This window comes from Pseudorhodoferax soli, from assembly GCF_003337555.1.
GTDB classification, from domain to species: domain Bacteria; phylum Pseudomonadota; class Gammaproteobacteria; order Burkholderiales; family Burkholderiaceae_C; genus Pseudorhodoferax; species Pseudorhodoferax soli.
In genome coordinates, this window is sequence record NZ_QPJK01000002.1 from 550,051 (window position 1) to 563,535 (window position 13,485).

The 13,485-nt window shown below is 69.6% G+C and carries 11 protein-coding genes; 7 read left to right on the forward strand and 4 right to left on the reverse strand.

The window, feature by feature from the left end; all coding sequences use genetic code 11:
- Positions 1-92: 92 nt before the first annotated feature.
- Both DES41_RS09270 and DES41_RS09275 read right to left on the reverse strand, forming a co-directional pair.
- Positions 93-551, reverse strand: a complete 459-nt coding sequence (locus DES41_RS09270) for a cyanophycin metabolism-associated DUF1854 family protein (RefSeq protein WP_114467342.1) — start codon at positions 549-551, stop codon at positions 93-95.
- On the reverse strand, positions 551-2,842 hold the full coding sequence (locus tag DES41_RS09275; RefSeq protein ID WP_114467806.1) for a cyanophycin metabolism-associated ABC transporter: 2,292 nt from the start codon (positions 2,840-2,842) through the stop codon (positions 551-553). The genes DES41_RS09270 and DES41_RS09275 overlap by 1 nt, the downstream gene beginning before the upstream one ends.
- 83 nt (positions 2,843-2,925) lie before the next feature.
- On the opposite strand from DES41_RS09275, the gene DES41_RS09280 reads away from it, so the two are divergent.
- From DES41_RS09280 to DES41_RS09310, 7 genes are all read left to right on the forward strand, one after another.
- On the forward strand, positions 2,926-5,160 hold the full coding sequence (locus DES41_RS09280; RefSeq protein WP_245965635.1) for a cyanophycin synthetase: 2,235 nt from the start codon (positions 2,926-2,928) through the stop codon (positions 5,158-5,160).
- Positions 5,161-5,207: 47 nt separating this feature from the next.
- Positions 5,208-7,790 (forward strand): cyanophycin synthetase, encoded by a 2,583-nt coding sequence (cphA, locus tag DES41_RS09285; RefSeq protein ID WP_114467808.1) that lies wholly within the window; start codon positions 5,208-5,210, stop codon positions 7,788-7,790.
- 79 nt (positions 7,791-7,869) lie between these two features.
- Entirely contained in the window at positions 7,870-8,631 is a 762-nt protein-coding gene (gene minC, locus DES41_RS09290) for a septum site-determining protein MinC (protein ID WP_114467343.1), read from the forward strand.
- Between the two features lie 31 nt (positions 8,632-8,662).
- Complete coding sequence (minD, locus tag DES41_RS09295) at positions 8,663-9,475, forward strand: septum site-determining protein MinD (protein WP_114467344.1); 813 nt, start codon at positions 8,663-8,665, stop codon at positions 9,473-9,475.
- Between the two features lie 5 nt (positions 9,476-9,480).
- Positions 9,481-9,741 carry a cell division topological specificity factor MinE gene (minE, locus tag DES41_RS09300; protein WP_114467345.1) on the forward strand — a complete coding sequence of 87 codons (261 nt, stop codon included), beginning with the start codon at positions 9,481-9,483 and terminating at the stop codon, positions 9,739-9,741.
- A 4-nt stretch (positions 9,742-9,745) separates the two neighbouring features.
- Positions 9,746-10,216 (forward strand): CreA family protein, encoded by a 471-nt coding sequence (locus DES41_RS09305; protein WP_114467346.1) that lies wholly within the window; start codon positions 9,746-9,748, stop codon positions 10,214-10,216.
- Positions 10,217-10,220: 4 nt separating this feature from the next.
- Complete coding sequence (locus DES41_RS09310; protein ID WP_114467347.1) at positions 10,221-11,849, forward strand: MFS transporter; 1,629 nt, start codon at positions 10,221-10,223, stop codon at positions 11,847-11,849.
- Here the strand turns inward: DES41_RS09310 and DES41_RS09315 are convergent.
- Together DES41_RS09315 and DES41_RS09320 are read right to left on the reverse strand one after the other, a co-directional pair.
- Positions 11,822-12,643 carry a phosphatase PAP2 family protein gene (locus tag DES41_RS09315; protein WP_170168131.1) on the reverse strand — a complete coding sequence of 274 codons (822 nt, stop codon included), beginning with the start codon at positions 12,641-12,643 and terminating at the stop codon, positions 11,822-11,824. The genes DES41_RS09310 and DES41_RS09315 overlap by 28 nt on opposite strands.
- Positions 12,636-13,445 carry a metallophosphoesterase family protein gene (locus DES41_RS09320; RefSeq protein WP_114467348.1) on the reverse strand — a complete coding sequence of 270 codons (810 nt, stop codon included), beginning with the start codon at positions 13,443-13,445 and terminating at the stop codon, positions 12,636-12,638. The genes DES41_RS09315 and DES41_RS09320 overlap by 8 nt, the downstream gene beginning before the upstream one ends.
- Positions 13,446-13,485 lie beyond the last annotated feature (40 nt).

Below are 13,485 nucleotides of genomic sequence, written 5' to 3' on the forward strand. Positions count from 1 at the left end.
CCTGGCCTCGCTTGTCTTAACGGCAGAACTGGGTGGGAATTTAGGCCTATTTCTTCCAAAGACCCGAAATTCTTCACACAGCGCACGGAGCGTTACAGAAAGCGCTCCAGCAGCCGGCGCGAGGGCCGGTCCAGCGCCTGGCGGTCGCGCACGCGGTAGTGCACGCCCTGGCCGCTGGCGATCAGAAGGCCGCCATCGGGCAGGCGCCGGATGTCCTCTTCGCTCTTGAGCACGAAGTCGCTGGTGCCGCGGTCGGTTTCCACGCGCCAGATGCTGGGCGTGGAGAAGGTGGACACACTCAGCAGCCGTTGCACCTCGGGCTGGAAGTCGCGCGCCGAGAGCTCTTCCTCCAGCAACGCGCGCTGCGCCACCGGCAATGCCTCCAGCCGCTCGATCCAGACCAGCTCGCGCCCGTCACTGCCCACCAGCGACAGGCCATGGTCAGGCGCGGACAGGGGAAACGCCCGCACGGGCACCACGCCGGCATGCTCGGCACCGCCCAAGCGCAGCACCAGCTGGCCCATGGGATGGCGTTGCAGTTCGAAATCCATCACACGCCTCCTGCCGGGTGGGCCGGGTGGCTGGCCGGCAGCTCGACCAGGGTGTCGCCATCGGCGTCGACACGCCGCACCTGGGCCTCGTACAGCCGCCAGTAGGCGCCCTGGCGCGCCATGAGTTCGTCGTGCGGCCCGACCTCCACCACCTGGCCGCGGTCCATGACCACCAATCGGTCGGCCTTGCGCAGGGTCGACAGCCGGTGCGCGATGGCGATGGTGGTGCGGCCCTTGACGAGGTTGTCCAACGCCTTCTGGATTTCCTTCTCGGTCTCGGTGTCCACGGCCGAGGTGGCCTCGTCCAGGATCAGGATCTTCGGGTCGATCAGCAGCGCGCGCGCGATAGAGATGCGCTGGCGTTCGCCGCCGGACAGGCCCTGCCCGCGCTCGCCGACCAGCGAGTCGTAGCCCTGGGGCAGGCGCAGGATGAACTCGTGCGCATGGGCGGCGCGCGCCGCGGCCACGATCTCGGCGCGCGTGGCGCCCGGCCGGCCGTAGGCGATGTTCTCGGCGATGGTGCCGAAGAACAGGAAGGGCTCCTGCAGCACCAGGCCGATGTGGCGCCGGTAATCGGCCACGCGCAGGCGGCGCAGGTCCAGGCCGTCGACACGGATCGCGCCTTCGCTGACGTCGTAGAAGCGGCAGATCAGGTTCACGAGGGTGCTCTTGCCCGAGCCGCTGTGGCCGACGAGGCCGATCATTTCGCCCGGACGGATGTCCAGCGACAGGTTGCGGATCACCGAACGGTTGCCGTAGCGGAAGGCGATGCCGTCCATCTGCAGCCCGCCGCGCAGGCCGCCGGCCGGCAGCGCCACCGGTTCAGCCGGCTCGGGCACGTTGGAGCGGTGGTCCAGGATGTCGAAGATGCGCTTGGCGCCCGAGGCGGCCTTCTGCGTGACCGAGACGATGCGGCTCATGGAATCGAGCCGCGTGTAGAAGCGGCCGATGTAGGCCAGGAAAGCCGTCAGCACGCCGACCGTGACCTGCTGGTGCGCCACCAGCCAGATGCCGAAGGCCCAGACCACGAGCAGGCCGATCTCCGTCAGCAGCGACACCGTGGGCGTGAACAGCGACCAGGTCTTGTTGAGCCGGTCGTTGACTTCCAGGTTGCGCTGGTTGGCTTCGCGAAAGCGCTGCGCCTCGCGGCCTTCCTGGGCAAACGCCTTGACCACGCGGATGCCGGGGATGGTGTCGGCCAGCACGCTGGTGACGTCCGACCACACGCGGTCGATCTTCTCGAAGCCGGTGCGCAGGCGGTCGCGCACCACGTGGATCATCCAGCCGATGAAGGGCAGCGGCAGCAAGGTCACGAGCGCGAGGCCCGGGTGGATGGAGAACAGCACGGCCGCCGTCATGCCGATCATGAGCACGTCGGTCGCGAAATCGAGCGCATGCAACGAAAGGAAAACGCAGATGCGGTCGGTTTCTGAACCGATCCGCGACATCAGATCGCCGGTACGCTTGCCGCCGAAGTAATCGAGGGACAACTGCAGCAGATGGTCGAAGGTGGCCGTGCGCAGGTCGGCGCCGATGCGCTCTGACACCAGGGCCAGCAGGTAGGTGCGCCACCAGTTCAGGCCCCAGCCCAGCAGCGCCGCCGCCAGCAAGCCGGCCAGGTAGCCCAGCACCGTACCGGGCGCGATCTGCTGGCCGTTCTGGAACGGGATCAGCACCTCGTCCATGAGCGGGATCGTCAGGTAGGGGGGAACCAGCGTTGCAGCTGTGGAGGCCAGCGTCAGCGCGAAGCCCAGCAGCAGTTGCATGCGATAAGGGTGCGCAAAGCGCCACAGTCGCAACAACACCCAGGTGGAAGGCGGCGTATGCAACTCGCGGAAACAGACGCTACAAGTTTCGCTGTCCGCAGGCAGCGGGGCATGGCAGGTCGGGCAGATGCTGCCCTCGTCCTCGTCGGCCGGTTCCTGGCTGCCGCGCCGCTCGAACTGGCGCAGCAGCCGCAGCGCCTGGGGGTCTGCCGCGAGCGTGAAACGCCAGTGCGCCAGCCGCTGGCGTCCATCGTGCAGTTCGAGCTGGCCGACGCCGGCGTGGTCGGAATGGCGCAGGTCCAGGCCGACCGCCAGCGGCCAGCTGCGGACCTGCGGCAAACCTGTCTCGCAGGTGACAGCAACCAGGCGCCGCTCGGTCAGTGCCAGCAGGCCCGGCGCAAAACGCAGTTGCGCATCCAGGTCAACCGCCACGCTCGCTGTTACGTTTTCACCGCCTGCCAGTTCTGCCCTGAGAGCCGACTGGAGCGTAGAACTGGAAAGGCCGACCTGATGTGGAAGATGCATGTTGAACAGATGAGGCGCGAAATTCTCGCCGAAGGCCAGCGCTGCCGGGCCGGCGGCCACCCACAACGCGCCAGGCGGTCCGCATGACGACAAGCACCCCGGCGCTGTCGCGCGAGGCCGATATCCAGCTGCTGCGCATCCGCTACCTGCGCGGCCCCAACATCTGGACCTACCGTTCTGCGCTGGAAGTCTGGCTGGACCTGGGCGAACTGGAAGACTTTCCATCCAACCTGATCCCCGGCCTGACCGAGCGCCTGGTGGCCATGCTGCCCGCGCTGGTCGAACACCACTGCGGCGTCGGCGAGCGCGGCGGCTTCCTGCAGCGCCTGGTCGAAGGCACCTGGGCCGGCCATGTGCTGGAACACGTGGTCATCGAACTGCTGAACCTGGCCGGCATGCCGACCGGCTTCGGGCAAACCCGTAGCACCTCGCAGCGTGGCATCTACCGCATGGTGTTCCGCGCGCGTGACGAGCAGGTCGCGCGCACGGCCCTGGCCTGCGGCCACCGGCTGCTGATGGCCGCGATCCATGGCGAGAGCTTCGCCGTCCCCGTCGCCGTGGCCCAGATCCGCGCCAAGGTCGACGACTGCTACCTGGGCCCCAGCACGGCCTGCATCGTGGCGGCTGCGGCCGACCGCGGCATCCCGCACATCCGGCTCAATGACGGCAACCTCGTGCAACTGGGCCACGGCGCACGCCAGCGCCGCATCTGGACCGCCGAGACCGACCGGACCAGCGCGATCGCCGAAGGCATCGCCAGCGACAAGGACCTGACCAAAAGCCTGCTGGCCGCGTGCGGCGTGCCCGTCCCAGAAGGCCAGGTGGTCGACAGCCCGGCTGCGGCCTGGGAGGCCGCACAGGACATCGGCCTTCCCGTGGTCGTCAAGCCCTCGGATGCCAACCATGGCCGCGGCGTGAGCCTGGACCTCTCCGAGCAGGCTGACATCGAAAAGGCCTACGGCGTCGCCGACGCCGAAGGCAGCGAAGTCATCGTCGAGCGCCTCATCCGCGGCGATGAGCACCGCCTGCTCGTGGTCGGCGGCAAGGTCGTGGCGGCAGCGCGTGGGGCGAGCCTGTCGATCACGGGCGATGGCCGCCAGACCGTGGTGCAGCTGATCGACAGCCAGCTCAACAGCGACCCGCGCCGCGGCGACGCCGAAGAGTTCCCGCTGGAGACCATCCAGCTCGAGAAGGATGGCGTGATGCGCCTGCTGCTGGAGCGCCAGGGCCTGGACGGCGCCGCGGTGCCGGCCAAAGGACGGCGCGTGCTGGTGCAGCGCACCGGCAACGTGGCGATCGACTGCACGGACGAGGTGCATCCCGAGGTGGCGCACGCGGCCGCATTGGCCGCGCGGGTGGTCGGCCTGGACATCGCCGGCATCGACCTGGTCGCCGAAGACATCGGCAAGCCGCTGCAGGCCCAGGGCGGCGCCATCGTCGAGGTCAACGCCGGCCCCGGCCTGCTGATGCACCTGAAGCCGGCCGAAGGCGCGCCGCGCCCCGTCGGCCAGGCCATCGTCGACCACCTGTTCGCCGAGGACGAGGACGGCCGCATCCCCATCGTCGGTGTGGCTGGCACCCTGGGCACGGCGACCATCGCGCGCCTGGTGGCCTGGCTGCTGCACCTGTCGGGCCGCCGCGTCGGCCTGGCCTGCAGCGACGGCCTGTTCCTGGACAGCCGCCGCGTCGACGCTGGCGACTGCGCCGGCTGGGAGAGCGGCCACCGCCTGCTGATGAACCGCGCGGTCAATGCCGCCGTGCTGGAAAACGGCCCGGCCTCGATCCTGCGGGACGGCCTGGCATACGACCGCTGCCAGGTCGGCATCGTGACCGACATGGGCGGCGCCAGCACCCTGGCCGAGTTCGACATCCAGGAGACCGACCAGCTCGCCCGCGTGCTGCGCACCCAGGTCGACGTGGTGCTGTCCGATGGCGTGGCCGTGCTCAACGCCAGCGACGCACGCGTGGCCGCCCTGGCCTCGCTGTGTGACGGCCAGGTCATCCTGTACGGCAAGGAGGCCGAACTGCCGGCCATCATGGCGCACCGCGCCAATGGTGGCCGGGCCGTGCTGATGCAACAGGGCCAGCTGGTGCTGGCCCTGGGCAGCAGCGTGACGGCGCTGGCCGGCATCCAGCAGCTGACCGCTCGCCGCGGCAAGAACATGCGCGACGACAAGCTGGTGTGCAGCGTGCTGGCCGCCGTGGCCGCGGCCTGGGCGCTGCAGATCTCCCCGGACCTGATCTCCGCCGGCCTCAAGACCTTCGAACTCGATCCGGGATCGACCACCCGTACCGCCAAGACCCTGGCCGCGCGCTGATGCCTTCCACCGACGACAACAGCTTCGTGCAAGCACGAGACAACACCATGCACATCTCTCGCGTGCGGGCCCTGCGCGGCCCGAATTTGTGGAGCCGGCACACGGCGCTCGAGGCCATCGTCTCCTGCGCGCCGCCCGAACGCTCCATCGTCGAACTGCCGGGCTTCGAGATCGCCGTGCGCGCGCGCTTCCCGACCATCGGCACGCTGCGCTCCGGCCCGAACACCGGCCCCGTGGCGCTGGCCCATGTGCTGGAGAGCGCGGCGCTGGCGCTGCAGGCGCAGGCCGGCTGCCCCGTCACCTTCAGCCGCACGGCGGCCACGCTGGAGCCGGGCATCTACCAGGTCGTGGTCGGCTACAGCGAGGAGGCCGTGGGCCGCCGCGCGCTCGCGCTGGCCGAGGCGCTGATCCTGGCCACGCTGCAGGGCCAGCCCTTCGACGTCGAAGCCGCGATTGCCGAACTGCGCACGCTCGACGAGGACGAACGCCTGGGCCCGAGCACCGGCTGCATCGTCGATGCCGCCGTGGCCCGTGGCATCCCTTACCGCCGGCTCACGCGCGGCTCCATGGTGCAGTTCGGCTGGGGCTCGCAGCAGCGCCGCATCCAGGCCGCCGAACTGGACGCGACCAGCGCTGTCTCCGAGTCCATCGCCCAGGACAAGGACCTGACCAAGAAACTGCTGCATGCCGCCGGCGTGCCGGTGCCGCATGGCCGCCCCGTCGCCAGCGCCGACGAGGCCTGGGCCGTGGCCCAGCAGATCGGCCTGCCCGTGGTCGTCAAGCCGCAGGACGGCAACCAGGGCAAGGGCGTCACGGTCAACATCACCGACCGTGCGCACCTGGACGGTGCCTTTGCCACCGCGGCCGAGTACGGCGAGGTCATGGTCGAGCAGTACCTGCCCGGCAGCGACTTCCGCCTGCTCGTGGTCGGCGACAAGCTCGTGGCCGCCTCGCGCCGTGACCCGCCCCAGGTGACCGGCGACGGCGAGCACACCGTGCGCGAACTCGTGGACATGGTCAACGCCGACCCGCGCCGTGGCGATGGCCACGCCACGGCGCTGACCAAGATCCGCTTTGACGACATCGCCGTCGCGCGGCTCGGCGTGCAAGGCCTGGAGCCCGATTCCGTGCCCAAGAAGGGGCAGCGCGTCATCCTGCGCAACAACGCCAACCTGTCCACCGGCGGCACCGCCACCGATGTGACCGACGACGTGCACCCGGACATCGCCGCGCAGGCCGTGGCGGCCGCCCAGATGGTCGGCCTGGACATCTGCGGCGTGGACCTGGTCAGCGAAACCGTGCTCAAGCCGCTCGAACAGCAGCGCGGCGGCATCGTGGAAGTGAATGCCGCGCCCGGCCTGCGCATGCACCTGTCGCCCTCGTACGGCAAGGCGCGCAACGTCGGCCAGGCCATCGTCGAGACGCTGTACGGCGCCGGCGAGGACGGCCGCATTCCGGTGGTGGCCGTGACCGGCACCAACGGCAAGACCACCACCACGCGGCTGATCGCCCACCTGTTCACCGCGGCCGGCCTGCGCGTGGGCATGACCAACACCGACGGCGTGTACGTCGAAGGCCGCCAGATCGACAGCGGCGACTGCAGCGGCCCGCGCAGCGCGCGCAATGTGCTGATGCATCCCGATGTGGATGCGGCCGTGTTTGAGACGGCGCGTGGCGGCATGCTGCGTGAAGGCCTGGGCTACGACCAATGCCAGGTGGCGGTCGTCACCAACATCGGTGCCGGCGACCACCTGGGCCTGAACTACATCACCACGGTGGAAGACCTGGCCGTGCTCAAGCGCGTGATCGTGCAGAACGTGGCCACGAGCGGTTACGCCGTGCTCAACGCGGCCGACCCCAACGTGGCGGCCATGGCGGCGACCTGCCCGGGCCAGGTGATCTTCTTCGCAGCCGACCGCCACCACCCCGTCATGGCCACGCACCGCGCCCAGGGCCGGCGCACCGTGCACGTGGACGGCGAGCACCTCGTCGCGGCGGTGGGTTCCTGGCGCGAGACGATTGCGCTGCGCGACATCCCGATCACGCGCGGCGGCACCGTCGGCTTCCAAGTCGAGAACGCCATGGCGTCGGTGGCTGCGGCCTGGGCCGCCGGCCTGTCCTGGGACGCGGTGCGGCGCGGGCTGGCCAGCTTCGCCAACGATGCCGACAACGCACCCGGCCGCTTCAACGTGATGGACTACCGTGGCGCCACCGTGATCGCCGACTACGGCCACAACCCGGACGCCATGCGGGCCCTGGTCGCGGCCGTGGACGCAATGCCCGCGCAGCGGCGCAGCGTGGTCATCAGTGGCGCTGGCGACCGGCGCGACGAGGACATCCGCGAGCAAACCGCCATCCTGGGCAACGCCTTCGACCACGTCATCCTGTACCAGGACGCCTGCCAGCGCGGCCGCGCCGACGGCGAGGTCCTGGCGCTGCTGCGCCAGGGCCTGGTCGAGGCCAGCCGCGCGCGCCAGGTCGAGGAGATCCACGGCGAGTTCAAGGCCATCGACCATGCGCTGGCGCAGTTGCAGCCCGGTGACCTGTGCCTGGTGCTGGTGGACCAGGTCGAGGAAGCGCTGGGCCATCTGGCACGCTGCGTCGAGGAAGCGGCAGCCGTCTCGGCCTGACGCGTTTCGATACGGTTTCGGCGCAGCCTGCGGGCCCGACCCGCAGGCTAAAATCCGCCATTTGTCGAAACCGTCCCCCATGTCCGCTGCATCTGCAGGGCACGCACGTGCCAGCTTCGACTTGAAGAGCGCCAGCCTGCCACTGATCACGGTGGTGCTCAAGACCCCGAACCTTGCCACGCTGTCGCAGGAACTGCAGGCCCGCTTCGGCGAAACCCCCGACTTCTTCGACGAAGACCCGGCCGTGATCGTGTTGACGCAGATCGCGCAAGACCCCACGCCGCTCAGCTTCTCGGTGCTGTTGACGCTGCTCAAGCACTACCGGCTGCGCCCCTTCGGCATCCATGGCGGCAGCCTGGCGCACAAGGAAACTGCCGCGGCCGTCGGCTTGATGGACCTGCCCGAGATCTCCTCGTCCGCCGTGGCGGTGCCGGGCGATGCGCCCGCCCCGGCTGCTGCTGCTCCCGCTCCAGTGGCGGCACCGGCCCCGGCCGACGCGGCCAACCCCGCGAATGGCACCATGGTGATCGACCGGCCTCTACGTTCGGGCCAGCAGATCTACGCCCGCGGCTGCGACCTGATCGTGCTGCAGGCTGTCAACTTCGGCGCCGAGATCATCGCGGACGGCAATATCCACGTGTATGCGCCGCTGCGCGGCCGGGCCATCGCCGGCGCGCGCGGCAACACCGACGCCCGCATCTTCAGCACCTGCATGGAGGCGCAGCTGATCTCCATCGCCGGCATCTACCGCACCAGCGAAGTCGCGCTGCCCGCCGACGTTCTGGGCAAGCCCGCCCAGGTGCGCCTGGTCGGCGAGAGCCTGGTGCTCGACCCCATCTGAATCCATCCCTTAGAAAAAGGACCTCCATTCCATGAGCAAGATCATCGTGGTCACCTCCGGCAAGGGAGGTGTGGGCAAGACCACCACCAGCGCCAGTTTTTCCTCGGGCCTGGCACTCAAGGGCCACAAGACAGTCGTGATCGACTTCGACGTCGGCCTGCGCAACCTGGACCTGATCATGGGTTGCGAGCGCCGCGTGGTGTACGACCTGATCAACGTGATCCACAACGAGGCCAACCTGAACCAGGCGCTGATCAAGGACAAGCAGTGCGACAACCTTTTCGTGCTGGCGGCCTCGCAGACGCGCGACAAGGATGCGCTGACGCAGGACGGCGTGGAGAAGGTGCTCAAGGACCTGGCCGAGATGGGCTTCGAGTACATCGTCTGCGACTCGCCCGCCGGCATCGAGACCGGTGCGCTGATGGCCATGCACTTCGCCGACTACGCGCTCGTGGTGACCAACCCCGAGGTCTCCTCGGTGCGCGACTCCGACCGCATCCTGGGCATGCTGGGCTCCAAGACCAAGCGCGCCATGGAAGGCGGCGAACCGATCAAGGAACACCTGCTGATCACGCGCTACAACCCGGGCCGCGTGGCCGACGGCCACATGCTGTCGCTGGAAGACATCCAGGACATTCTCCGCATCCCGCTGATCGGCGTGATCCCGGAATCCGAAGCCGTGCTGCAGGCCTCCAACCAGGGTGTGCCCGCCATCCACGGCAAGGACACCGACGTGGCCGAGGCCTACAAGGACGTGGTGGCCCGCTTCCTCGGCGAGGACAAGCCCATGCGCTTCGTCGATGCCGAGAAGCCCGGTTTCTTCAAGCGACTGTTCGGGAGGTAAGGCCGATGTCCTTTCTGTCCTTTCTGCTCGGCGAGAAGAAGAAGACCGCCAACGTCGCCAAGGAGCGGCTGCAGATCATCCTGGCGCACGAACGCGGCAGCCGCGGCGGTCTGCGGCCCGACATGCTGCAGGAACTACAGCGCGAGCTCGTGGCGGTGATCTCCAAGTACGTCGCCGTGAACCAGGAGCACATCAAGGTGAACCTGGAGCGCCAGGACACCTTGGAAGTCCTCGAGGTCAAGATCGAACTGCCCGAAGGGCGCTGAAGCCATGCGGGCCTGGCTGCTCCTGAGCACTTTGCTGGTGCTGGCCTGTACGCGCGCCGATGCCCAGAAGGTCGGCGAGGTCGACACGGCCTTCCAGTGGCTGGGGCCCAACCACAAGATCGTGGTCGATGCCTACGACGACCCGCGCGTGCAGGGCGTGACCTGCTACGTCTCGCGCGCGCGCACGGGCGGCATCAAGGGCGCCGTGGGCCTGGCCGAGGACAAGGCCGAGGCCTCCATCGCCTGCCGCCAGGTCGGCCCGATCAGCGTGCCGCAGCCGCTGCCACGCCAGGAAGAGGTGTTCAGCGAACGCATGTCGGTGCTGTTCAAGCGGCTGCGCATCGTGCGCATGGTGGATTCCGAACGGCACACGCTGGTCTACCTGACCTACTCTGACAAGCTGGTCGAGGGCTCCCCGCAGAACGCCATCACGGCGGTGCCCGTGGACCGCGCCACGCCCCTGCCGGTCAAGTAAGCGGATGCCCGAAGAGCGCCCCTCGGTCCTGACGCCCGACGAGGCCTCGTCCCCAGACGCCGACCTCTCCACGCTGGCCCCGCTGCGCTGGCCGGTGTTCCGCATGCTGTGGATCGTCTGGCTCGCGTCCAACATCTGCATGTGGATGAACGACGTGGCAGCAGCCTGGCTCATGACCTCGCTGACCACCTCGCCGGTCTGGGTGGCACTGGTGCAGACGGCCGCCACGCTGCCCGTGTTCCTGTTCGGCCTGCCGAGCGGGGCCCTGGCCGACATGCTGGACCGGCGCCGTTTCTACATCGCCACCCAGTTCTGGGTGGCGGGCGTGGCGCTGGTGCTGTGCGCCACGGTGCTGACGGGCACGGTCACGCCGCCGCTCTTGCTCTTGCTGACCTTCGCCAACGGCATCGGCCTGGCGATGCGTTGGCCGGTCTACTCGGCCGTGGTGCCCGAACTGATCCCGCGCACGCAGCTGCCGGCCGCACTGGCGCTCAACGGCATCACCATGAACGCCTCGCGCATCGTCGGCCCGCTGCTGGCCGGCGCGTTGATCGCCAGCATCGGCAGCGCCGCGGTGTTCGTGCTCAACGCCGTGCTGTCGCTGGCCTCGGGCTTCATGTTGATGCGCTGGAAGCGCGAGCACAAACCCGACCCGCTGGGCCGCCAGCGCCTGTGGAGCGCCATGCGGGTGGGCGTGCAGTTCGTGCGCCAGTCGCCGCGGCTCAAGGCCGTGCTGCTGCGCATCGCACTGTTCTTCTTCCATTCGACGGCGCTCATCGCGCTGCTGCCGTTGGTCGCGCGTGGCCTGCAGGGCGGCGATGCCGCCACCTTCACCGTGCTGCTGGCCTCCATGGGCATGGGTGCGATCGCCACCGCCTTCCTGATGCCCCGGCTGCGCCAGCTGCTGGCGCGCGACCAGGTGGTGCTCTACGGCACGCTGCTGCAGTCCGGCGCCACGCTGATGATGGCGTTCGCGCCCAACGTGGCCGTTGCCGTGCCGGCGATGTTCGTGGCCGGCATGGCGTGGATCGCCACGGCCAACTCGCTGTCGGTCTCGGCCCAGTTGGCGCTGCCGGATTGGGTGCGCGCCCGCGGCATGTCGATCTACCAGATGGCCATCATGGGCGCCAGCGCCTTCGGCGCCGGGCTCTGGGGCCAGGTGGCGGCACTCAGCACCGTGCAGCTCAGCCTGCTGGTGGCCGCGCTCACGGGCGGCACGGCCATGTGGCTGGCCACGCGCTTCGTGGTCGACCTGCAGATCGAGGAAGATCTCACGCCCTCGCATGTGCTGCCGGTTCCGGTGGCAGAGCAGCCGCCGGCCACGGGCCATGTGCTGGTCAGCATCGACTACCGCATCGATCCCGCGCGCGCGGCCGACTTCGAGCGCGTGATGCAGGACAGCCGGCGCAGCCGCCTGGCCCAGGGCGCGCTCGAGTGGCACCTGCTGCGCGACATCAGCGACCCGGGGCACTACACCGAGCAGATCGTCGACGAGTCGTGGACCGAGCACCTGCGCCGCTTCGACCGCGTGACGGCTGCCGACATCGCCCTGCGCGAGCGCAAGCTCGCCTTCCACCTGGACGAAGCGCCGCCGCGCGTCACGCGCTACGCCGTCGACACACCGCGCACATAGCGCCGGCGCAGTTCGACGGCGGCAATGCACACGGCCAGCCAGGTCAGGCCGGACGCGAAGCCCGCCAGCACATCGCTGGCCCAATGCACCTGCAGCAGCACCCGGCTCACGCCCATGCAGTAGGCCAGCAGCGCCGCGAGCAGCACGGCCGCAAGATGCCAGCGCGCGGGCAGCAGGCGCACGCACAGATAGGCTAGCATGCCGTAGACCACGACCGAGCCCGAGGTGTGGCCGCTCGGGAAGCTGTAGCCCTCGGCCACCGCGAAGCCATGCTCGTGCAGCGGCCGCACGCGCGCGAAGATCTTCTTGAGGCCCTGGTTCAGCACGCCGTTGCCGGCGCAGGCCACGACCCAGCCCAGCGCGAGCCAGCGGTGCCCGCGCCACAGCAGCGCCACGGCCACTACCACGACGAGCGCCGTCAGCGTGAGCGGATCACCCACATGCGTGGCCGTGCCGACCACGCGCAGCGCCGCAAGCGGCAGGCGCTGCGACAGCACCTCGGCCAGCCGCTGGTCGAACAGGCCGAGTTCCTCGTCGGCGTCCAGGGCCTCCATCGCCTCGGCGAACAGGGCCGCCGTGGCCAGCATGAAGCCGCCGCCCAGCGCGACCCACAGGCCCAGCCAGACCCAGGGCGGCAACCAGGCGCGTGGCGCGCGCAGGTGCAACTGGCGCACGCCCGCGAAGAGCAGGCCGGCACAGGCCAGCGTGGCCAGCAGGCCACAGCCGGCCGCCACCAAGGCATGCTGGCCCAGCCACTCGGCCAACGCCTGTGCCCGCTGTGCGTCTTCAGACATGGCCGGAACCCCGGTCCAGGTCCAGCGCACGGCTGGACACGCAGGCGAAACGCTGAGAGGCCTCGTCGAAATCCCAGCGTTCGACACGCGCCGCCGCCCCCGCGCGGTGCAGCACGTTCACCGAGTTGTTGGCCTCGCGCCGCAGCCGCGAGGAGACGGCGGTGCCGGCCTGCACGCACCACATGCGCCGCGCCAGGCCGGCGTGCAGCTCGTGCAGCGGCAGCACATAGGGCAAGTGGATGTGGCCGCCGGCCACCACGTCCGCGCCGGCAGCGGCCCAGGCGCGCACCGCCTCTTCGTGGCCTCGGAGAAGGTCGCCTGCATCGCGCGGCGTCGGCACCGCCACGGGCTGGTGCACGACCACCACGCGCAATTGCCCGGGCTCGGCCTGGCGCAGGCGGGCCGCCACCCGCGCCGTCTGCTCGCGCGAGACCTGGCCATGCTGGTGGCGCCAGCGGCGCGTCGTCTTCACGCACACCACCAGCCAGTCCGGGCTGGCGTGCACGGGTTCGAGCTCGGGCCCGAAGGCCTGCCGGTGGCGCGCATAGGGCCACAGCAGCCGCGCAGCCAGGTTGACGAGGGGGATGTCGTGGTTGCCGGGGATCGCCAGCACGGGCCGGCGCAGGCGCCTGCAGAACGCCTGCGCCGCGGCGAACTGCGGCACCGTTGCGCGCTGCGTGATGTCGCCCGACAGCACCACGAGTTGGGGCGCCAACTGGTCGGCCAGCGCGAGCAGCGCCTCGACCACGGGCGCACGCTCGGTGCCGAAGTGGGTGTCCGAGACCTGCAGCAGAACGCTCATCGCGAACCTGCGACCTGCCGTTCTTCGGCGCGAGCGCCCA